Below are 21543 nucleotides of genomic sequence, written 5' to 3' on the forward strand. Positions count from 1 at the left end.
ACACACTGTCCGCGATCATTCCAGCTCTGGGGGGCCCGCGGAACCTGTGAGCCACCCGGACGGGAGCCGACGCCCACCACAGCCGCCGGGCGGGCTGTCCGGCGGACACCCACCCCCTAGCGGGCCCGCCGCCACCGGTTCAGGAAGCCCAGCAGGATCGACTGCTGCTTCTGCCCGTCCTCCGCCTGTTCCGGGTCCGCCCCCGATCCCGTCGTAGCCTCAGCAGCGGACGCCGCGTCGGTGGCGAACGGCAGCGAGATCGGCGGGATGGGCGGCGGCGGAGGCGCCCCCGGCGGCACCTCCTGCCGCTGGCCCGGCTGACCCGGCTGGCCCTGCGGCCCCGGCTCCCCCGGGCGGGCGGCGGATGGCGCACCGCGCCGGCTCCCCGGCCTGGGAACGGGAGCGAACCGCACCGGCAGCGTGATCACCCCCCGTACGAAGATCCCGGACAGCCACCTCAGCTCCTCGACCTCCCCGGCGAGCGCCAGATCGGGGATCCGGTCCAGCAGCTTCTCCAGCGCTACGGAGGCGATCAGCCGGGCCGAGGACCGGCCGGGGCACGCGTGGGCGCCCGCGCCGAACGCCAGATGGGCCCGGTTGCCCTGCTTGTGCGGGGATCGCAGCAGGGCGTCCCGGTTGGTCGCCGCGAAGCTGATCATCACGGCGTCGCCCGCGCGCAGCCGCTTCCCGGCGAGGTTGGTGTCGTGCACCGGGAAGTAGAGCCCCATGTTGGCCAGCGGCGGGTCCGTCCACAGCACCTCGTCCAGGGCGTCCTCGACGAGCATGCTGCCGCCCATCAGCTCGCCCGAGAACCGCTCGTCGGTGAGCAGCACCCGCAGCGCGTTGCCGATCAGACCGGGCACCACCCCGGTCACCATCCCGATCAGCAGCAGCAGCTGCTCGACCAGCTCCTCATCGCTCAGCCGCGCCGGATGGGCGATCAGCCAGGAGGTGATGTCCGCGCCCGGCTCGTGCCGCTTGAGGTCGATCAGCTCGTGCAGGGCCGCGCCCGAGGTCCGGTCCCCGCCCAAGGGGTCCGAGCCGTCGATGAACGACGCCACGCCCCGCAGCAGCCGGTCCATGATCTCCTGCGGGCAGCCGAAGAGCTGGCTCGTCACCATGATCGGGACCAGTGCGCAGTACGCCCCGATCAGCTCGGCCTCGCCCGCCTCGCAGAACTGGTCGATCAGCGAGTCGGCGATGCGCTCGACATAGTTCCGCAGGGCGCTGGAGTCGATCCGGCCGGTGGTGTCCTCGATGGCGCCGCGCAGCCGCCGGTGCTCCTCGCCGTCCACGAAGTCGACCTGCGGCCGGGGCCTGATGACCTGCGGGGCGTAGCTGGACTCGGACAGCAGGCCCTCGTTCCTGTCCCGCCAGTGGCGGGGGTCCTTGGAGAAGGTCTCGGGGCGCCGCATGACCTCCAGCGCCGTGTCGTACCCCAGGCACAACATGGCCGGTACGCCTCTGTCCAGCTCCACCGGCGCGAGCGGGCCGTGGGCCTCGCGCAGCCGCCGGTAGACCGCGAAGGGGTCCGCGCCGAACTCGGGCGCGTGGAGCGGTTCGGCACCGGTCTCCCCGTGGGCGGGACAGCCCGGCGGAGGTAAGGCGCCCGGACGCTGAGCACTCGAATCGTAAAGCTGGGTCACACGTGCTCCTGGACACCGCCGGGCCCACCCCGCGGGCGGACGCGGACGGTGCTACTTCGACGACAGGACCTGGGATCCACCGAGTGGATCTTGCGGACGTAGGCTAGCCCAACAGGCCCCGCGCCGCGCCCAGTTCAGTGATCCGGTCAGCGCCACCGGAATGATCCGGCCGGAGCCGCGGGAACGATCCGGACGCACTCGCCCGGAAGGCCCCCGAACGCACCCCACGGAAGGAATCCGGACGCACCCGAACCGCCCGCCCCGCACCGGCTCGGCACCGGCTCACGCGCGACGGCTCAGCAGCCACGGCTCCACGACCCCGAGGCCACGCACCGGCCGCTGCCACATCGGCTGGAGCGCGAAGCGGTACGAGGGCGGCTCCTCGCCCTCCTTCTCCGCCGCGGCGGCCGCCTCCGCGGCCTCCGCCTCCGACACCGGGGCCTCCCCGGTGCGGCTCAGCTCCTCGGCGAACGCGCCGTCCACCAGGACCGCGTTCTTGGGGGCTATGGACGTCAGCCGACTGGCCAGGTTCACCGTCGTGCCGAAGACATCGCCCATCCGCGTCGTGACCGTGCCGAACGCGATCCCGACCCGCAGCTCGGGCATCGTCTCGTCATGCGTCAGCGTCTCGATCAGGCGCAGCGCGATCTCGGCGGCGATGCCCGCGTCGTCGGCCGCGTAGAGCACCTCGTCGCCCAGTGTCTTGATCAGCCGTCCGCCGTGCGCCGCCACCAGGTCGGCGGCCGTGGTCTCGAACGCCTCGACCAGCTCGCCGAGCTCCTCCTCCTCAAGACGCCGGGTCAGCCGGGTGAAGCTCACCAGGTCCGCGAAGCCGACCGCCAGCCGCCGGTCCACCATCTCGACGTCGTCCGCCGCCTGCACCACCCGGCCGGTCGCGGCCGCGAGCTGGCGCCGGTAGACGTAGACCAGGAACTCCTCCAGCTCCGGCAGCAACAGCTCGACCAGCGGATAGGCGATCTCGGTCCGGGTCATCCCGGTCTCCTGGGGGTCGGTGAGCCCCTCCAGGAAGGAGTCGATCTGCCAGTCGGCCAGCCGGGCGGTGGTCTGGCCGGTGGACCGCGCCACCTGGATGGCCATCGGCTCGCTCAGCAGCCCGGCCTCGACCAGACCGGACAGCCGGCGCAGCGCCAGTACGTCGGCCTCGGTCAGCGCCTTGGCCTGGCCGATGTCGGCGAAGCCCATGGCCCGCCAGAAGCGGGTGGCCAGCTCGACCGAGACGCCCGCGCTGCGGGCGGCCTGGAAGGGGGTGTAGCGCCGCTCGGCGCCGAGGATCAGCTGCTCCAGCCGGAGCGCGATGGGGTCCGGCTGGTCCTCGTCGTCGGGGGTCTCCGCGGCGGCGTCCTCCCGCGCCCCGGTGTCCCGTACGGCCCCGTCGGGCGCGGCGGCGTCCAGCACCTCGCGCTCCTCGGCCGTGCCGGAACCCGCGTCGTCGGCGGTCACCGCCCGCCCCCTGTCCGATCCCTGCGCACTGCCCTTCCGTTCCCTCTTCCCGGCCCGGTCCCGAGCTCGCCCACAGCCGCTCCGAGCTGGACCGACCGCGACCACGATACGTCAGGTGTGCCGTAGCTCACTCTTGCGCGGGAGGGTCATTCCTCCCTCGGTACGGAGCGTAGATGCACGATGTCCCCGGCGGAGACCGGCTCCTGAACCCCGCCTTCTGTGGCCAGAACCAGACGCCCGTCGCCGTCGATCGCGACCGCCTCGCCGACGCGCTCCCGGCCGCCCGGAAGCTCGGCGCGCACCTGGCGCCCGAGGGTCGCACAGCCCGCCGCGTACGTCTCCTGGAGGCCGCTCGCCCCCGGGTCGCCCTCGAAGCGGCGCCACTCCCCGTACCACTCGGCGATCGAGCGCAGCACGGCCCGCAGCAGCGGATCGCGGTCGGTGGAGACGGCGTCCGCCAGGGCCAGCGACCCGGCGGTGGGAACGGGAAGTTCACCGGCGCGCAGCGAGACGTTCAGCCCCATGCCGATCACCACCGCGTCCCCGGCCCGCTCGGCGAGGATCCCGCCGAACTTCCGCTCCTCGCCCGCGACCGTCACCAGCAGGTCGTTCGGCCACTTCAGCGCGGTGTCCACACCCGCCGTACGGCTGAGCGCCCCGGCCGCCGCGACCCCGGCCAGCAGCGGCAGCCAGCCCCAGCGCTCGGTGGGCACGCCCGCGCCGCCGGGCCGTAGCAGGATGGAGAAGAAGAGCCCGGACCGGGCCGGGGCCGTCCAGGCGCGGTCGAGCCGGCCGCGCCCCGCGGTCTGCTCCTCGGCGATGAGCACCGCGCCCTCGGGGGCCCCGGCCCGGGCCCGGGTGACCAGATCCGTATTGGTCGAGCCGGTCGCCCGCACCACCTCGAGCTCGGTCCACAGCCCGCCGGGGCGCACCAGCCCCCGGCGCAGCGCGGCGGCGTTCAGCGGTGGCCGCTCCAGGTCGGACCAGCGTCCGCGCGCGTCACCTGGGCTCCCTGAGGTGTCAGAAGGCGTCATGGGGGCCAGCCTAGGGTCAGGAGGTGTGGCCAACGACGCACTGCCACCAAGCGGTGCCGCCGATACGCTACGTGCCGGTAGCCCAGCCAGCGCAAAGCCGCCGAACGGTCCGGAACCCCCGAAACCCGACAGGCCCCTTCTGATCACGATCACGACCCGTACGACCCCGTCCCCGTTCCCCGCCTTCCCCCGATCCTGAAGACCCCGCCGTATCCACCCCCAGGACGAGCAGGAGCCGCATCCCGATGTCCACCGAGCCGGAGACCGCCCCCGAGATTCCAGACCGCCACACCACCGCGGGGAAGCTCGCGGACCTTCAGCGCCGCATCGAAGAAGCGACCCACGCCGGGTCCGCGCGCGCCGTGGAGAAGCAGCACGCCAAGGGCAAGCTGACCGCGCGCGAACGCATCGACCTCCTCCTGGACGAGGGGTCCTTCACCGAGCTCGACGAGTTCGCCCGGCACCGCTCGACCAACTTCGGCATCGACCAGAACCGGCCCTACGGGGACGGGGTCGTGACCGGCTACGGCACGGTCGACGGCCGCCCGGTGGCCGTGTTCTCCCAGGACTTCACGGTCTTCGGCGGGGCGCTCGGAGAGGTGTTCGGCGAGAAGATCGTCAAGGTCATGGACTTCGCGCTGAAGACCGGCTGCCCCGTCGTCGGCATCAACGACTCCGGTGGCGCCCGCATCCAGGAGGGTGTGGTCTCGCTCGGCATGTACGGCGAGATCTTCCGCCGCAACACCCATGCCTCCGGGGTGATCCCGCAGATCAGCCTGGTCGTGGGCCCGTGCGCGGGCGGGGCGGTCTACTCCCCGGCGATCACCGACTTCACGGTGATGGTCGACCAGACCTCGCACATGTTCATCACCGGACCGGATGTGATCAAGACGGTCACGGGTGAGGACGTCGGCTTCGAGGCGCTGGGCGGCGCCCGGACCCACAACACCACCTCCGGTGTCGCGCACTACATGGCCGGCGACGAGAAGGACGGCATCGAGTACGTCAAGGCGCTGCTGTCCTACCTCCCCTCCAACAACCTCTCCGAGCCCCCGGCCTTCCCCGACCAGGCCGATCTTGAGGTCTCGGACGAGGACCGGGAGATGGACACCCTCATCCCGGACTCGGCGAACCAGCCGTACGACGTGCGCAAGGCCATCGAGCACGTGCTGGACGACAACGAGTTCATGGAGACCCAGGCGCTCTTCGCGCCCAACATCATCACCGGCTTCGGCCGGGTCGAGGGCCACCCGGTGGGCATCGTGGCCAACCAGCCGATGCAGTTCGCCGGCTGCCTGGACATCGACGCCTCCGAGAAGGCCGCACGCTTCGTGCGCACCTGCGACGCGTTCAACGTGCCCGTCCTGACCTTCGTGGACGTGCCCGGCTTCCTGCCCGGCACCGACCAGGAGTACAACGGCATCATCCGGCGCGGCGCCAAGCTGATCTTCGCCTACGCGGAGGCCACGGTGCCACTGATCACGGTCATCACCCGCAAGGCGTTCGGCGGCGCGTACGACGTGATGGGCTCCAAGCACCTGGGCGCGGACCTCAACCTGGCCTGGCCGACCGCCCAGATCGCGGTCATGGGCGCCCAGGGCGCGGTCAACATCCTCCACCGGCGCACCATCGCCTCCTCCGACGATCCGGAGGCCACCCGCACCGAGCTGATCGCGGACTACGAGGACACCCTGCTGAATCCGTATATCGCGGCCGAGCGGGGGTATGTGGATGCTGTGATCATGCCCTCCGAGACCCGCCGCCACATCGTCCGCGGCCTGCGGACCTTGCGGAACAAGCGCGAGGCGCTGCCCCCGAAGAAGCACGGCAACATCCCCCTCTAGCCCCCCGAGCGAAGGGCTGTTTCCATGATCCGCATTGTCCGGGGCAACCCGACCCCCGAGGAGTTGGCCGCCGCTCTGGCGGTGGTGCAAGCACGCGCGGCGGCCGCCATGGCCGCTGCGCAGACCGATGACGATCCGGAGGAGTGGTCCGACCCGGCCCGCATCGTCCCCAGCCACCGGGTGCCGCACCCGGGCCCCAAGGCCTGGCGCACCACCTACTGGCCCGCCTGAGCGGCCCGCGGCGGGCCGGATGGCAGCTTCGCGCCGGGGCGCCTGAGTACGCGTACTCAGGCGCCCCGGCGTCTCCGGCCTCAGGATCGGATTCATGCTGTGGTCCGAGCCGCCCGATGAGCCGCCCGAGGAACTGCGGCGCGCCGAGGCCATGCTCCGCCGCGCCCGCACCGTGCTGACCGTCTCCGTGCTGCTGGCGATGTGCATCCTGGGGATGTGGCCCTAGCCAGGGGGGTACGCGTACGCCTGCGGCGGGCTGTCTCCTCCCGCCCTTCCCGTTACCAGGGGCTTCGCCCCTGGATACCGGGGTCTGGGGCGGAGCCCCCACGCGGCGGAGCCGCATACGACAGGTGTCGGGAAGGGGCGGGGAGGGGACAGATCCGCCGGACACCCCGGAGCAAGTGGCCCTGGCCCCCGGCCCCTCTCCGGGACCGGCTTACCCTGGTGCGCATGACTGCGCAGCGCACTCTCGTCCTCGCGTCCGCCTCGCCCGCCCGGCTCGGGCTGCTGCGGCAGGCCGGACTGGCCCCGAAGGTGATCGTCAGCGGGGTGGACGAGGACGCGATCAGCGCCGAGACCCCCGCCGAGTTGGCCCGGGTGCTGGCCGAGGCCAAGGCCACCGCCGTGGCCGGGCTTCCGGAGACGGCCGGCTCCCTCGTCGTCGGCTGCGACTCGGTGCTGGAGCTCGACGGCCAGGCGCTCGGCAAACCGATGGACGCCGAGGAGGCCACCGCCCGCTGGAAGTCGATGCGCGGCCGGGCCGGGGTGCTGCACACCGGGCACTGCGTGATCGACACGGCGAACGGCCGCCGCACCTCGGCCACCGCGTCCACCACCGTCCGCTTCGGCGAGCCGACGGACGAGGAGATCGCGGCGTACGTCGCCAGCGGCGAACCGCTGCACGTGGCGGGCGCGTTCACGCTCGACGGCCGTTCGGCGCCGTTCATCGACGGCATCGAGGGCGACTCCGGAAACGTGATCGGGCTGTCCCTGCCGCTGTTCCGCAGGCTGCTCGCCGAACTGGACGTGCGGATCACGGACCTCTGGAGCGACTAAGCGAGTAAGCGACTAGGGAATCCCGGCTAGGCGTTTCCCTGGACTCGTCTTAGGTCTTTCCCTGGACCTTTCCCCGGCTCAGGCCGGGCTGGGGGCGTCGTGTCCGCCGCCCGCGGCCTCCGCGGAGGGCTCGGCGGGCGGCTCCGCCTCGTACCCCAGCAGGCTCAGCACGATCAGCCCCAGCACCACCATCATGAACGCGAACGCCGCCCAGCCCACCAGGCCGACCGAGAACGCGCCCAACAGCCCGTGCACCACCGCACAGGTGATGAGCAGGATGCGGGCCAGGCGGCCGGGGGCGCGGTCGCGCACGGCGGTGCGCAGCAGCACCACCCCGCACACCAGCAGATAGAGGCCGAAGAGGCCGCCCGCGACCCAGGTCCCGATCGACATCGCGTCGGTGTCCATGCCGCCCAAGGACATCTGCTGACGGTCCACGACAAGGCCGAGGATCCAGTTCAGCAGCGCTATGCCGACCGCCTCGACCATCAGCGTCACTGCCGCCACCGCGGCCACTGGTCTGCGCGCCACCGCGATCCCCTCCACTCTGTCAGTGCCGAAGCACGCTACTAACGGGTAAGCGCCGCCACAAGAGGTGTGGACGAGCTGAACGCCGTGGCAAAGTTTCCGTCCGGCATTCGTAGGGTCTCCACAAAGAAACGTGAAGCGCCGCAGCACGGCGTGCCGGAGACCTTGCCCACATCGCGGACCGCGCCATGGCCCCGAAAACCGGGCGTACCGTGGAGCGACGGGGGAGCCGGACGTTCGTCCAGCGCGAGGTTCACGCTCCGTGTGGTCAAGCTCACGCCCGGGGTCTGCTCGGCGCGAGGTGTTGCCTGTACCTAAACTCGGCTTGTTTCAAGGAGGGAGCCATCGTGCGCAAGGTGCTCATCGCCAACCGTGGCGAGATCGCTGTCCGTGTTGCCCGTGCCTGCCGGGATGCCGGGATCGCGAGCGTAGCCGTCTACGCCGATCCGGACCGGGACGCTGTGCATGTGCGCGCGGCCGACGAGGCCTATGCGCTGGGCGGTGACACCCCGGCAGCCAGCTATCTCGACCAGGCCAAGGTCCTGGCCGCGGCCACCGAATCCGGCGCCGACGCCGTCCACCCCGGCTACGGATTCCTCTCCGAGAACGCCGACTTCGCCCAAGCCGTCCTGGACGCGGGCCTGACCTGGATCGGCCCCCCGCCACACGCCATCCGCGACCTGGGCGACAAGGTCGCCGCCCGCCACATCGCCCAGCGCGCCGGCGCCCCCCTCGTCGCCGGCACCCCCGACCCCGTCTCCGGGGCGGAGGAAGTCGTGGCCTTCGCCGAGGAGCACGGCCTGCCGATCGCCATCAAGGCGGCCTTCGGCGGCGGCGGCCGCGGCCTGAAGGTCGCCCGCACGATGGAAGAGGTCCCCGAGCTCTACGACTCCGCCGTCCGCGAGGCCGTGGCCGCGTTCGGGCGTGGGGAGTGCTTCGTCGAGCGCTACCTGGACAAGCCCCGCCACGTGGAGACCCAGTGCCTGGCCGACACCCACGGCAACGTGGTCGTGGTCTCCACTCGCGACTGCTCCCTCCAGCGCCGCCACCAAAAACTCGTCGAAGAGGCCCCCGCCCCCTTCCTCACCAAAGAGCAGAACGCCCAGCTCTACGCCGCCTCCAAGGCCATCCTCAAAGAGGCCGGATACGTCGGCGCCGGGACGGTGGAGTTCCTGGTCGGCAACGACGGCACGATCTCCTTCCTGGAGGTCAACACCCGGCTCCAGGTGGAGCACCCGGTCACCGAGGAGGTCACCGGCATCGACCTGGTCCGTGAGATGTTCCGCATCGCCGACGGTGAGGCCATCGGCTACGGCGACCCGCAGGTGCGCGGCCACTCCTTCGAGTTCCGCATCAACGGCGAGGACCCGGGCCGCAACTTCCTGCCCGCCCCCGGCACCGTGACCTCCTTCGCCCCGCCGACCGGGCCGGGTGTCCGGCTGGACGCGGGCGTGGAGTCCGGCAGCGTCATCGGCCCCGCCTGGGACTCCCTGCTGGCCAAGCTCATCGTCACCGGCGCCACGCGGAGGCAGGCCCTGGAGCGCGCGGCGCGCGCCCTGGCGGAGTTCCAGGTCGAGGGCATGGCCACCGCGATCCCGTTCCACCAGGCGGTGGTCAAGGACCCCGCGTTCACCAGCGAGCCGTTCACCATCCACACCCGCTGGATCGAGACCGAGTTCAACAACACCATCGCCCCGTTCACCCCCACCGGGACGGACGAGACCGAGGAACCCACCGGCCGTGAGACGGTCGTGGTCGAGGTCGGCGGCAAGCGTCTTGAGGTTTCGCTGCCCGCCTCGCTGGGCGTGGCCACCGCCCCCGCGGGCGGCTCGAAGAAGCCGAAGCGCAAGGCGATCAAGAAGTCCGGTTCCGCCGCCTCCGGCGACGCCCTGGCCTCCCCGATGCAGGGCACCATCGTCAAGGTCGCCGTGGGTGAGGGCGACACCGTGGCCGAGGGCGACCTCGTCGTGGTCCTGGAGGCCATGAAGATGGAGCAGCCCATCAACGCCCACCGCGCGGGTACGGTCAAGGGCCTGGCCGCCGAGGTCGGCGCGTCCCTCACCTCGGGCGCGGTCATCTGCGAGATCAAGGACTGACGCGAAGATCAGGGACTGACGGGGAGACCAAGGGCTGACGCGAAGGTCGAGGACCGAGGCGAAGGCCGAGGGCCGACCGCCCCACCACATGCCCCATGACGGCGGGCCCCAGCTGGATGATTCCGGCTGGGGCCCGCCGTCATGGGGGCATACGGATACGCCCCGCTCAGCGGCCGTGCACCACGTCCTGCGGGAAGGTCAGCTGACCGTTCAGCCACCGCAGGGCGGTGGGCAGTTCGCGGCGCCAGGTGCGGAAGTTGTGGCTGCCCCGGTCCAGGATGATCGACTGCGCGCTCATCGGCGGCCGGACCGCGGCCAGGAAGTCGCGAGTGGCGCCGTAGTCGGACTCGCCCCGGCGGCTGGAGGCCACCAGCACCGACACCTGCGGCTGGGGCAGATGGCGCAGCCGCCACAGCACATCGTGCTCCCGCTTCCTGCGCTCGCCCGCCGGGCCCGGGCCGAAGAGATCGCCGGTGGTGGGGTCGTTGACCACGCGGTAGTCGGGCGACAGGGCCACCGCCGCGCCGTAGACACGGGGATGACGCAGGGTCAGCTGAAGGGCGCAGGTGCCGCCCGACGAATAGCCCAGCACGCCCCAGGCGCTGGGGTCATGGCCGATCCGGTAGTGCGCCCGCAGCGCCTCCGGCAGGTCCCGGGCGAAGTACGTCTCGGCCTGGGGGCCGCCGGGAACGTCCACGCACTCGGTGTCGCGGGGCGGGGCGATCGTGGGCCGCACCATCACGATGACGGCCGGTTGCAGCGCCCCGGTGCGGATCAGCCCGCCCGCGGTCTGGGGCAGCCGCAGATGCTGGGCCAGCAGGAAGGATCCGCCGGGGTAACCGCTGATCGCCACGATCACGGGGAAGCGCTGCCGGGCGTACTGGCGCTGGAAGTACTGCGGCGGCAGATAGACATACGCCGGGCTGGCCACCTGGCTGCGGCGGCCCAGGATCCGCACCGACTCGACCTCGCCCGCCCTGGCGGGCGGCCCGCTCGGCAGCCCGTGCACCGTGTTCAGCCCCTGCGGCGGGGCGGGCCGCACCAGACCGCCCGACTCCCCGACCGGCCCCGCGGCGCCGCCCTGCACATGGGACAGGGCCGCCGGTGCCGCATCGTCCTCGCCCAGCAGTTCGTCCCAGGAACCGTAGAACTGGAAGGTGCTGTTCACCGCGAGGGCCAGGGCGGCCACGATCGCGCACTGGGTGACGGCGAGGGCGGCCAGCCGGCCCGCCCAGGCCCGTACGCCCCGGCCCGCGAAGCGCGGCCACAGCCAGAGCGTCAGCCCCGCACACGCCACGGCGAAGGCGATCGCCACATACTCGAGTGATCGACTGGTCAGTCCCATAGCTCTTCCACTCCGGCGGGCCGCAACGCACGGTGCCGCCGCCCTGTTTGATGCCGCCTCCGGCACCCGCGTTGCCTGGCCAGGGCGTGCCTGCGGTCACGAAATGGCATGCTTGACCCACGGGCAGGCACGGCAGGGAGGACCGCGATGGCGATGGAGACAGCCACGGCGCAGACGCCACCGCGCCCCATGCGCGCCGACGCGCGCCGCAACTACGAGCGGCTGCTGGCCGAGGCGCGCACGGCCTTCACCCAGCACGGTACCGACGCTTCGCTGGAGGACATCGCACGCCGCGCGGGTGTCGGCATCGGCACGCTCTACCGCCACTTCCCGAACCGCACCGCGCTGATGGGCGCGGTCTTCCAGGGCGAGATATGTGCCCTGCTTGAGCGGTCGCGGGAGCTGGCCCAGGCGCCGCGGCCGTGTCATGCGCTGATCGACTGGCTGCGCGCCATCGTGGACCACGCCAGCACCTACCGCGGGCTCTCCCAGGCCCTGATGGCCTGCTCGGGCGACGAGACCTCGGAGCTGTCCCGCGGCTGCGGTCTGCCGCTGCGCGAGGCGGGCAGCGAACTGCTCGCCCGCGCCCAGCAGAGCGGTGCCGTCCGGTCCGATGTGGTCATCGCCGATCTGATGCAGCTCACGAACGCCATCGCACTGGCCGTGGAGCAGTCGCCGGACGACCCGGAATTGGCCGACCGGCTGCTGGCACTGGCCTTCACGGGCCTCAAGGCCCGCTGACACCGGGGGTTCGAGGCCCACCGACACCCCGGACTCAAGGCCCGCCGATACCCGGGCCACACGGCCCGCTGACACCACGGTCTCAAGCTCCGCCGACACCCCGGACTCAAGGCCCACCGACACCGGGGGCTCAAGACCCACCGACACCCCGGACTCAAGACCCACCGACACTAGGGGCTCAAGACCCACCGACACCGGGGGCTCAAGACCCACCGACACCCGGGCCCCACGGCCCACCGACAGCCGAAGGCCCGCCGACGCCCGGGTCTCCGGGCCCGCTGACGCCCGTCGGCGACCACTCGCCACAGGGTGTCCGGCGGACCGCGCGGCGGAGCCGGGGGGCAGGGGCTTCGCCCTGGACGACCCCGGGGTCCGGGGCGGAGCCCCGGTTACGGGAAGGGGCGGGTAGGGGAACGGCCCGCCGCAGGCGTCATGAGCCGCAGGACACCCCCGAGCCGCAGGACACCTCCTAGCCGTAGGACACCCCCTAGCGGCGGCGCGGCGCCAGATCCGCCACCCGCCCCGGCTGCTGCTCGGCCAGCGGCACCGCGGTGCGCAGCTGAGCGGAGCCGGGCCCACCCGGCGGGTGGGGGTGGTTACGGCGCGGCCCCGGCAGCGGCAGGCCCTCCTCGCCACCGCCACCGCCACCGCCACGGCCCTGCGACGGACCCAGCCGCCCCGACTGCCGCCCCGCCGAACCGCCGCCCTCACCGCCCCCGGCCGGGCCGGACCCCGCGCCCGGCCCGGCCACGGCGATCTGAACCCCCTGGTCCGCGAGGGCCTGGAGCTCGGTCAGGGCACGGTCGTCATGGCCGGGCGGCTCATCGGTCACCAGCCGTGTGATCACATCGGTGGGCACCGTCTGGAACATGGTGTCGGTGCCCAGCTTCGTATGGTCGGCGAGCACGACCACCTCCGCCGCCGCCTGGACCAGCGCCCGGTCGACGCTGGCCGAGAGCATGTTGGAGGTGGACAGGCCGCGCTCGGCGGTCAGCCCGCTGCCGGACAGGAAGGCGCGCGAGACCCGCAGCCCCTGCAAGGACTGCTCGGCGCCGCTGCCGACCAGGGCGTAGTTGGAGCCGCGCAGGGTGCCGCCGGTCATCACGACCTCGACCCGGTTGGCATGCGCCAACGCCTGTGCGACCAGCAGGGAATTGGTGACCACGGTCAGCCCGGGAACCCGCGCGAGCCGGCGGGCCAGCTCCTGCGTGGTGGTCCCGGCGCCGACGACGACGGCCTCGCCCTCCTCGACGAAACCGGCCGCGAGATCGGCGATGGCCGTCTTCTCCGCGGTCGCTAGATGGGATTTCTGCGGGAAGCCGGACTCCCTGGTGAATCCGCCCGGCAGCACCGCACCGCCGTGCCGGCGGTCGAGCAGTCCTTCTGCCTCCAGTGCCCGCACATCACGCCGGACGGTCACTTCGGAGGTCTGGACGACGCGGGCGAGCTCCCGGAGCGACACCGCTCCGTTCGCACGCACCATTTCAAGGATCAATTGGCGACGTTCTGCAGCGAACACGAAACTGACAGTAATGCCAACGACCGTCTGTTTTCAGCAGCTTGCACCAATTAGCAGAAGTTGTACATCTGTGAGGGCACGGAGTGCTATAAGGACCGGGTCTATGACTCTTCCTGAGTCTTCCGGGTGTGCAACTGCCGGGCCACCTCGGCGATCGACCCGGACAGCGAGGGGTAGACCGTGAAGGCCTTGGCGATCTGCTCCACCGTCAGGTTGTTGTCCACCGCCAGCGAGATGGGGTGGATCAGCTCGCTCGCCCGCGGCGCGACCACCACACCGCCGACCACGATGCCGGTGCCCGGACGGCAGAAGATCTTGACGAAGCCGTCCCGGATGCCCTGCATCTTCGCCCGCGGATTGCGCAGCAGCGGCAGCTTCACCACCCGGGCGTCGATCTTCCCGCCGTCCACGTCCGCCTGCGAGTAGCCGACCGTGGCGATCTCGGGGTCGGTGAAGACGTTCGCCGAGACGGTCTTCAGGTTCAGCGGGGCCACCGCGTCCCCGAGGAAGTGGTACATCGCGATCCGGCCCTGCATCGCCGCCACCGACGCCAGCGCCAGCACACCGGTGCAGTCACCGGCCGCGTAGATCCCCGGCGCGCTGGTCCGGGACACCTTGTCGGTCAGGACGTGCCCCGACTCCGCCAGCTTGACCCCGGCCTCCTCCAGGCCGATGTCCGCCGTGTTCGGGATCGAGCCGACCGCCATCAGACAGTGGGTGCCGGAGATGACCCGCCCGTCCGAGAGCGTGACCTCCACCCGGTCCCCGACCCGCTTGGCGGCCTGCGCACGGGACCGGGACATCACGTTCATCCCCCGGCGCCGGAAGACGTCCTCCAGTACCGCGGCCGCGTCCGGGTCCTCGCCCGGAAGCACCCGGTCCCGGCTGGAGACCAGCGTGACCTTCGACCCCAGCGCCTGGTAGGCACCCGCGAACTCCGCGCCCGTGACACCGGAGCCGACCACGATCAGCTCCTGGGGGAGCTCGTCCAGGTCGTACACCTGCGTCCAGTTCAGGATCCGCTCGCCGTCCGGCTTCGCGTCCGGGATCTCCCTCGGGTGGGCGCCCGTCGCCAGCAGCACCGCGTCCGCCACCAGCGTCTGCTCACTGCCGTCCGCGGCCCGTACGACCACCCGCCGCGAGCCGTCCAGCGACTGCTGCGGCTCCACCCGCGCGCGGCCGCGCATGACCCGGCCACCGGCCCGGGTGACCGAGGCCGTGATGTCGTGCGACTGGGCGAGCGCGAGCCGCTTCACCCGGCGGTTGACCTTGCCCAGATCCACGCCGACCACCCGGGCCGCCTGCTCCAGCGGCGGGGTGTCGTCGGCGACGATGATCCCCAGCTCCTCGTAGGAGGAGTCGAAGGTCGTCATCACCTCAGCGGTGGCGATCAACGTCTTCGACGGCACACAGTCGGTGAGCACCGACGCCCCGCCCAGACCGTCGCAGTCGACGACGGTCACCTCCGCGCCGAGCTGCGCGGCGACCAGCGCCGCCTCATAGCCGCCGGGTCCGCCACCAATGATCACGATCCGAGTCACATGCTCCATTGTCCCGCACCGGTTCGAATGCCTTCCGCCCGGGGGTTCCGCGGGGGGCGACCGCCGCACGAAACCTCTCACCGACCCCCCGCCAAACCTCCCACCCCGGGGGCCGTTCCACCCCACTCCCGTACCCTCAGACCCATGTCGCTCTACGCCGCGTACGCCGGCAACCTCGACGCGCGGCTGATGTCCCGCCGCGCACCACACTCCCCGCTGCGCGGAACGGGCTGGCTGAACGGCTGGCGCCTCACCTTCGGCGGTGAGCAGATGGGCTGGGAGGGCGCCCTCCCCACGATCGTGGAGGCCCCGCGCTCCCAGGTCTTCGTCGCCCTCTACGACATCGCCCCCATGGACGAGGACTCCATGGACCGCTGGGAGGGCGTCGGCCTCGACATCTACCGCCGGATGCGGATCCGCGTCCACACGCTGGACGGCGACGAGGCGGCCTGGCTCTACGTCCTCAACGGCTACGAGGGCGGGCTGCCCTCGGCCCGCTACCTGGGCGAGATCGCCGACGCGGCGGAGTCGGCGGGGGCGCCGCACGACTATGTGATGGAGCTGCGGAAGCGTCCCTGCTGAGTCCGGTGTTTCCGGTTGAGCTGGTTTCCCGGTTGCTCTGGTCTCCGCCGGTTCCCCCGTTTTGCGCCGGTTACCCCCGCGGCCCGGGGCGACGCGACGCATGAGTCCGGCCGTGGGCCTCGCGGCAATGCAACGATCCGAACACCTCGGCGGACTCCGTCTACGCGCGTAGGCAGTTACCGGCTACCCTCGTGCGCGTGAACGCATCAGTTTCTTGGGACAATCAGAGCGACCCACACGCCGCCGCCGACGCCGCCGCCACCCGCCTGCGCGAGCTGACCGGCGCGGAAACCCACGACGTCGCGCTGGTCCTGGGCTCCGGCTGGGTCCCCGCCACCGACGCCCTCGGGTCGCCCGAGCACGAGTTCCCCGTCACCGAGCTGCCCGGCTTCCCGCCGCCCGCCGTCGCGGGCCACGCGGGCCGGATCCGGTCGTACCGGATCAACGACAAGCGGGCGCTGGTCTTCCTCGGCCGTACGCACTACTACGAGGGGCGTGGTGTCGCCGCCGTCGCACACGGCGTACGCACCGCCGTCGCCGCGGGCTGCAAGACCATCATCCTCACCAACGGCTGCGGCGGCCTCCGCGAGGGCATGCGCCCCGGCCAGCCGGTACTGATCAGCGACCACATCAACCTCACGGCCACCTCACCGATCGTGGGCGCCAACTTCGTCGACCTCACCGACCTGTACTCGCCGCGGCTGCGCGCCCTGTGCCAGCAGGTCGACCCGACCCTGGAGGAGGGCGTCTACGCCCAGTTCCCCGGGCCGCACTACGAGACCCCTGCGGAGATCAACATGGCCCGCACGATAGGGGCCGACCTGGTGGGCATGTCCACGACCCTGGAGGCCATCGCGGCGCGCGAGGCGGGCGCGGAGGTTCTCGGGATCTCCCTGGTGACGAACCTCGCGGCCGGGATGACGGGCGAACCCCTCAACCACGAGGAGGTCCTCCAGGCGGGCCGCGACTCCGCCTCCCGCATGGGCAGCCTGCTGTCCCAGGTCCTCGACCGCCTCTGATCCGGGGGGCGCGGCGTCACGGCGCTCTGCGCGGGTACTCACCCCTTGGCTAACTGAACAGCGATGCGCGAAGGTACGCGAAGCGCGACGGGGGCGCGGGGCGTGGCGGGGCGAGGCGCCGGGCGCGGGCCGGGGTGCACGGGCTGGACCGGGGGCGGGCGAGCCGGGCCGGGGGCGGGCTGGGCCGGGCCGGGGTGCGCGGTCGGTTGTGTGGTGGGTGCCGGGGGCGGGGCCTCCGGGGCGGCGCCCTGGACCGTATATTTACGGCGCCATTGGCCGGGGACTTGCGTGGGCCGGAGATTGGCGCCACAAATACACGTAAGCGTCCAGGACACCACCCCTCCGACCCCACCCCCTCCCGCCGTCCCGCGACCACCCGCGAGTGGCCCGGACGCCTCTCGTCCGTTCCCGGCCCACCCCGCTTCAGCGGCCACCCGCGAGTGGCAGCCTCTCCGTCTCCGACTCGCCCGGGGCCTCTTCTCCGGCTCCGGATCGCCTCCAGGGCCCGGCTGCCGGACGGGAGTGGGTACCGCCCTCCGTCTCACGGCTACCCGTGAGTGGTACGAGCGCCTTTGCCGTCTCCGGCTCGCCCCGAGGCAGCGGCCCCCGCCAGTGGTCCGACCCGCGAGTGGCACGAGCCGCTTCTCGGGGGCGGGTGGCAGTCCCGCCGCCGAGGCCATCGGTGGCTCGCCCCGGGCGGGTACGGATGCCGACGAGGCGCAGGCACGGTCACCGGCGAGGCCGAGGGACGGAGGCGCACCCCCCGGACGGGACCGGGCACGGTCGCTGGCGAGAGGCGCGGGACGGGAACGCACCCAGCCCTCGGACGGTCCGGAAACCGGCCGGGGCTCGTGCCACCGGGGCGCGGTCGCCGACGCTCGGGAGGGGGCGGGGTCGGAGGGGCGGGGTTCTGGACGCTTACGTGTATTTGTGGCGCCAATCTCCGGCCCACGCAAGTCCCCGGCTAATGGCGCCGTAAATATACGGTCCAGAGCCCCGCCCCGGAGGCCCCGCCCCCGCACCCGACCACGAACCCACCGCGCACCCCAGCAACCATCAACGCACCCGCACCCCGCAACGCGCACCCCCGCACCGGCACCCGCAAACCGCAACGCGCACCCCCGCACCACCCATACGACCACCCCCCAGGAGGCCCCCATGGCCACGGAGCCCGATCTCATCGCCCAGGCTCGCGCATGGCTTGCCGAGGATCCCGATCCCGAGACGCGGGATGAGCTCGGGAAGCTGCTCGAGGACGATGCCGTGGACGCGATCGCCGAGCGGTTCTCCGGCACGTTGCAGTTCGGTACCGCCGGTCTCCGGGGTGAGCTCGGGGCCGGGCCCATGCGGATGAACCGCGCCGTCGTCATCCGCGCCGCCGCCGGGCTCGCCGCGTATCTGCGCACGTACCACGAGCGGGACGACCGGAAAGGTCAAGGGCTGGTCGTCGTCGGGTACGACGCCCGCTACAAGAGCGCCGAGTTCGCCCGCGACACCGCCGCCGTCATGACCGGTGCCGGTTTCCGCGCCGCCGTTCTGCCCCGCCCCCTCCCCACGCCCGTCCTCGCGTTCGCCATCCGCCACCTCGGCGCGATCGCCGGAGTCGAGGTCACCGCGAGCCACAACCCGCCGCGCGACAACGGCTACAAGGTCTACCTCGGCGACGGCTCCCAGATCGTGCCGCCCGCCGACGCCGAGATCGCGGCCGAGATCGAGGCGATCCGCAGCCTGGACGACGTGCCCCGGCCCGAGACCGGCTGGGAGACGCTGAACGACGACGTACTGGAGGCGTACCTCGCGCGGACCGACGCCGTTCTCACCCCGGGTTCGCCCCGGAACGCCCGCGTCGTCTACACCCCGCTGCACGGCGTCGGCCGCGAGACCCTCACCGCGGCGTTCCATCGCGCCGGGTTCGCCGAGCCCGCGGTCGTGCCCGAGCAGGCGGAGCCCGACCCGGCGTTCCCGACCGTCGCGTTCCCCAACCCGGAGGAGCCGGGGGCGATGGACCTGGCCTTCGCCACGGCCCGCAGGGTCGCGCCGGACATCATCATCGCCAACGACCCGGACGCCGACCGCTGCGCCGTCGCCATCCCCACGATCACGAACCCCACGGCGCCCACGGACGCCGCGAGCTGGCGGATGCTGCGCGGGGACGAGGTCGGCGCGCTCCTCGCCACCCACCTCGTCCACAAGCGCGCCCGCGGCGCGTTCGCGACCACGATCGTCTCGTCGTCGCTCCTGGCCCGGATCGCGGACGACGCGGGGCTGCCGTACGCCGAGACGCTGACCGGTTTCAAGTGGCTGGCCCGGGTGGACGGGCTGCGCTACGCGTACGAGGAGGCGCTCGGCTACTGCGTGGATCCGGAAGGCGTACGCGACAAGGACGGCATCACGGCCGCGCTGCTCGTGGCCGAGCTGACGTCGGAGCTCAAGGAGCAGGGCCGCACCCTCGCGGATCTGTTGGACGACATCGCGGTGGCCCACGGGCTGCACGCCACCGACCAGCTTTCCGTCCGGGTCACCGACCTCTCCGTGATCGGCACCGCGATGAAGCGGCTGCGCGAACAGCCGCCCACCGAGCTCGCGGGGCTCGCCGTGACCTCGGCGGAGGATCTGACGCGGGGTACGGACACCCTGCCCCCGACGGACGGCCTGCGCTATCAGCTCGCCGGGAAGGAAAGCGTCCGCGGCGCCCGTGTGGTCGTCCGGCCCAGCGGCACCGAGCCGAAGCTGAAGTGCTATCTGGAGGTGGTCGTCGACGTGCCCGCCGCCCACGCCCTCACTCCGGCCCGCGCCGCGGCGGACACCGTGCTGGCCGCGCTCAAGACGGACCTCTCGGCGGCGGCGGGAATCCAGCCCCCGGAGGCCCCGGCCGCAGCCGTAGGGGCGGGCCCGGCCGCGGACGCACCGGCTGCCGCACCCGTGGCCGCCGCCCACGGCGACCAGTAAGGCCGAAGCAGGGTCTTCCCCGAGGCCCGAAGGCCCCGGGGACCAGCCCGCCGGGCCGGGCCCAGGGGTCAGCCTGCCGGGCCGGGGCCTGGGGTCAGCCTGCCGGGCCCGAGGGGCAGCCTGCCGGGCCCCGCTCTCAGCCGATCGCCAGCATGACGCCCAGCAGCACCGCGCCCGCCAGCGTCGGCGCGATGACCTCGAAGGCCCAGCGCACCTCCGGCGCCCCCTGGGCGCCCTCGCGCTGGGCGTTGAGTTCGGCCATCTCGCGCAGGTCGCCGATGGCCGCGTCGGAGGGGGCCCGGCGGTCCTCGTCGGGCTTGGCGGCCGCGACATGGGCGGACGTGGTGCCGAAGGGGTCCTCGGAGGCCGCCCTGGCCTGCTGCCGGGCGGCCCGCTTGCGCTGGCGCAGCGAGACCGGGATCGCCCACAGCTGGTAGGTGGCCCCGCCCGCGAGCACCTCGCTGGTGTAGCCGGCGCGCAGCCCCTCGACCGAGGCCCAGGGCAGCGTGATCGTACGGAACGGGTTGCGGACGAGCAGCCGGTCCCGCCCCGCGTACACGGCCGGGCGCACCGTGAAGGCGATCACGACCGGCACCGCGAAGAACAGACCGGCCAGCGCCAGCCACGGCGTCCGGCCCTCGCCCCGGATCATCGCGTCGATGCCCAGCCAGCCGCTGAGCCCGAGCAGCAGCACTCCGCCCGCGATACCGCTCGGGGAGCGGTAGATCCGGTCCGAGAAGGTCTCGGTCTCGGCATCGGAGGAAGCGGAGCTGGAGGCAGCGGGGGTGGAGTCGTCGTCCGGGCTCGTCATGCGCCCGATTGTGCACCACACTCACGGGGCGGGGAGCGCTCAGGGCGGACGCGGGATCGCTCGTCCCCAGCCCGCGATCGATTCCAGGCCCGGGGGTGACATCCGACTACGCGCGTAGATATGCTCATCTGGTGACCATGCCCACCACAGTTCCCGCATACGGCAAGGAGGCCGCGGAGCGACTCGCGTCGCTGGCGGACGTGACCGCCGGCGACGGCGCGCTGCGCCGCTTCCTGCACGGCCTGCCGGGCGTCGACGCGGTCGGCCTGCGGGCCCGTGCCGCGACCCTCGGCACCCGCTCGATCAAGACCACGGCGAAGGCGTACGCCATCGACCTGGCGATCTCGATGATCGACCTGACGACCCTCGAGGGTGCCGACACCCCGGGCAAGGTCCGGGCGCTCTGCGCCAAGGGGATCAACCCCGACCCCACCGACCGCACCACCCCGAAGGTCGCGGCGATCTGCGTCTACGGCGACATGGTGGCCACCGCCAAGGAGGCCCTGACCGGCAGCGGCATCCATGTGGCCGCCGTCGCCACCGCATTCCCCTCCGGCCGGGCCTCGCTGCCGGTCAAGCTGGCCGACACCCGGGACGCGGTGGCCGCCGGGGCGGACGAGATCGACATGGTGATCGACCGCGGTGCCTTCCTCTCCGGCCGCTACCTCGAGGTCTTCGAGGAGATCCGGCAGGTGAAGGAGGCGTGCGTGCGCGAGGACGGCAGCGGTACCGCGGCCCACCTCAAGGTCATCTTCGAGACCGGTGAGCTCCAGACGTACGACAACGTCCGCCGCGCCTCCTGGCTGGCGATGCTCGCGGGCGCGGACTTCATCAAGACCTCCACCGGCAAGGTGGCCGTCAACGCGACCCCGCCCGTCACCCTCGTCCTGCTGGAGGCGGTCCGGGACTTCCGCGCCGCGGTCGGCGTACAGGTGGGCGTGAAGCCCGCGGGCGGCATCCGCACCTCCAAGGACGCGATCAAGTACCTGGTGATGGTCAACGAGACGCTGGGCGACGAGTGGCTCTCCCCGGAGTGGTTCCGCTTCGGCGCCTCCAGCCTGCTCAACGATCTGCTCATGCAGCGCCAGAAGCTGAGCACCGGCCGGTACTCCGGTCCCGACTACGTGACGGTGGACTGAT

General features: G+C 72.3%; 18 protein-coding genes. 10 read left to right on the forward strand and 8 right to left on the reverse strand.

Features of this window, described 5'->3' with window-relative positions; all coding sequences use genetic code 11:
- Window positions 1-116: 116 nt before the first annotated feature.
- From ACJX2R_RS22815 to ACJX2R_RS22825, 3 genes are all read right to left on the reverse strand, one after another.
- Window positions 117-1646 (reverse strand): cytochrome P450, encoded by a 1530-nt coding sequence (locus ACJX2R_RS22815; RefSeq protein WP_413101637.1) that lies wholly within the window; start codon window positions 1644-1646, stop codon window positions 117-119.
- Window positions 1647-1928: 282 nt separating this feature from the next.
- Window positions 1929-3107 carry an adenylate/guanylate cyclase domain-containing protein gene (locus ACJX2R_RS22820; RefSeq protein WP_262699015.1) on the reverse strand — a complete coding sequence of 393 codons (1179 nt, stop codon included), beginning with the start codon at window positions 3105-3107 and terminating at the stop codon, window positions 1929-1931.
- Window positions 3108-3253: 146 nt separating this feature from the next.
- Entirely contained in the window at window positions 3254-4141 is an 888-nt protein-coding gene (locus ACJX2R_RS22825) for a biotin--[acetyl-CoA-carboxylase] ligase (protein WP_262699016.1), read from the reverse strand.
- 245 nt (window positions 4142-4386) lie between these two features.
- Between ACJX2R_RS22825 and ACJX2R_RS22830 the strand changes: the two genes are divergently transcribed.
- The 4 genes from ACJX2R_RS22830 (at window position 4387) to ACJX2R_RS22845 (ending at window position 7272) form a co-directional block, all read left to right on the forward strand.
- Window positions 4387-5985: an acyl-CoA carboxylase subunit beta gene (locus ACJX2R_RS22830; protein WP_413101638.1), complete on the forward strand. Its 1599-nt coding sequence runs from the start codon at window positions 4387-4389 to the stop codon at window positions 5983-5985.
- A gap of 24 nt (window positions 5986-6009) precedes the next feature.
- Complete coding sequence (locus tag ACJX2R_RS22835) at window positions 6010-6216, forward strand: acyl-CoA carboxylase epsilon subunit (RefSeq protein ID WP_413101639.1); 207 nt, start codon at window positions 6010-6012, stop codon at window positions 6214-6216.
- Between the two features lie 94 nt (window positions 6217-6310).
- Window positions 6311-6442, forward strand: a complete 132-nt coding sequence (gene mmpB, locus ACJX2R_RS22840) for a morphogenic membrane protein MmpB (protein WP_020870724.1) — start codon at window positions 6311-6313, stop codon at window positions 6440-6442.
- A 224-nt stretch (window positions 6443-6666) separates the two neighbouring features.
- Window positions 6667-7272 (forward strand): Maf family protein, encoded by a 606-nt coding sequence (locus ACJX2R_RS22845; protein ID WP_413101640.1) that lies wholly within the window; start codon window positions 6667-6669, stop codon window positions 7270-7272.
- A gap of 78 nt (window positions 7273-7350) precedes the next feature.
- Here ACJX2R_RS22845 and ACJX2R_RS22850 read toward each other — a convergent pair whose 3' ends face one another.
- Window positions 7351-7803 carry a hypothetical protein gene (locus ACJX2R_RS22850; RefSeq protein ID WP_262699020.1) on the reverse strand — a complete coding sequence of 151 codons (453 nt, stop codon included), beginning with the start codon at window positions 7801-7803 and terminating at the stop codon, window positions 7351-7353.
- Window positions 7804-8147: 344 nt separating this feature from the next.
- Here ACJX2R_RS22850 and ACJX2R_RS22855 point away from each other — a divergent pair, with 344 nt between their 5' ends.
- A complete protein-coding gene (locus tag ACJX2R_RS22855; RefSeq protein ID WP_413101641.1) occupies window positions 8148-9896 on the forward strand; it encodes an acetyl/propionyl/methylcrotonyl-CoA carboxylase subunit alpha in 1749 nt (582 codons plus the stop codon).
- A gap of 166 nt (window positions 9897-10062) precedes the next feature.
- Here the strand turns inward: ACJX2R_RS22855 and ACJX2R_RS22860 are convergent, their stop codons facing one another.
- Window positions 10063-11241, reverse strand: coding sequence for an alpha/beta hydrolase (locus ACJX2R_RS22860; protein ID WP_413101642.1), 1179 nt, complete (start codon window positions 11239-11241; stop codon window positions 10063-10065).
- Between the two features lie 147 nt (window positions 11242-11388).
- Between ACJX2R_RS22860 and ACJX2R_RS22865 the strand changes: the two genes are divergently transcribed.
- Window positions 11389-11982, forward strand: a complete 594-nt coding sequence (locus ACJX2R_RS22865; RefSeq protein ID WP_413101643.1) for a TetR/AcrR family transcriptional regulator — start codon at window positions 11389-11391, stop codon at window positions 11980-11982.
- Window positions 11983-12469: 487 nt separating this feature from the next.
- On the opposite strand, the gene ACJX2R_RS22870 is transcribed toward ACJX2R_RS22865, so the two are convergent.
- Together ACJX2R_RS22870 and ACJX2R_RS22875 are read right to left on the reverse strand one after the other, a co-directional pair.
- Window positions 12470-13465, reverse strand: a complete 996-nt coding sequence (locus ACJX2R_RS22870; protein WP_371105972.1) for a DeoR/GlpR family DNA-binding transcription regulator — start codon at window positions 13463-13465, stop codon at window positions 12470-12472.
- A gap of 137 nt (window positions 13466-13602) precedes the next feature.
- A complete protein-coding gene (locus tag ACJX2R_RS22875) occupies window positions 13603-15051 on the reverse strand; it encodes an NAD(P)H-quinone dehydrogenase (RefSeq protein ID WP_413101644.1) in 1449 nt (482 codons plus the stop codon).
- A 135-nt stretch (window positions 15052-15186) separates the two neighbouring features.
- On the opposite strand from ACJX2R_RS22875, the gene ACJX2R_RS22880 reads away from it, so the two are divergent.
- The 3 genes from ACJX2R_RS22880 to ACJX2R_RS22890 all read left to right on the forward strand — a co-directional run bounded on the left by ACJX2R_RS22880 (window position 15187) and on the right by ACJX2R_RS22890 (window position 19592).
- The gene (locus tag ACJX2R_RS22880; protein WP_020870716.1) at window positions 15187-15624 is read left to right on the forward strand and encodes a gamma-glutamylcyclotransferase; all 438 of its coding nucleotides are present in this window, start codon (window positions 15187-15189) and stop codon (window positions 15622-15624) included.
- A gap of 197 nt (window positions 15625-15821) precedes the next feature.
- Complete coding sequence (locus ACJX2R_RS22885; protein WP_262699026.1) at window positions 15822-16643, forward strand: purine-nucleoside phosphorylase; 822 nt, start codon at window positions 15822-15824, stop codon at window positions 16641-16643.
- 1158 nt (window positions 16644-17801) lie between these two features.
- On the forward strand, window positions 17802-19592 hold the full coding sequence (locus tag ACJX2R_RS22890; RefSeq protein ID WP_413101645.1) for a phospho-sugar mutase: 1791 nt from the start codon (window positions 17802-17804) through the stop codon (window positions 19590-19592).
- 136 nt (window positions 19593-19728) lie between these two features.
- On the opposite strand, the gene ACJX2R_RS22895 is transcribed toward ACJX2R_RS22890, so the two are convergent.
- Window positions 19729-20403: a PH domain-containing protein gene (locus tag ACJX2R_RS22895; RefSeq protein ID WP_413101646.1), complete on the reverse strand. Its 675-nt coding sequence runs from the start codon at window positions 20401-20403 to the stop codon at window positions 19729-19731.
- Between the two features lie 137 nt (window positions 20404-20540).
- Here ACJX2R_RS22895 and deoC point away from each other — a divergent pair, with 137 nt between their 5' ends.
- Window positions 20541-21542, forward strand: coding sequence for a deoxyribose-phosphate aldolase (gene deoC / locus ACJX2R_RS22900; protein WP_413105932.1), 1002 nt, complete (start codon window positions 20541-20543; stop codon window positions 21540-21542).
- Window position 21543: the final 1 nt, after the last annotated feature.

The organism is Streptomyces sp. Inha503, from assembly GCF_047215865.1.
Taxonomy (GTDB): Bacteria; Actinomycetota; Actinomycetes; order Streptomycetales; family Streptomycetaceae; genus Streptomyces; species Streptomyces lycopersici.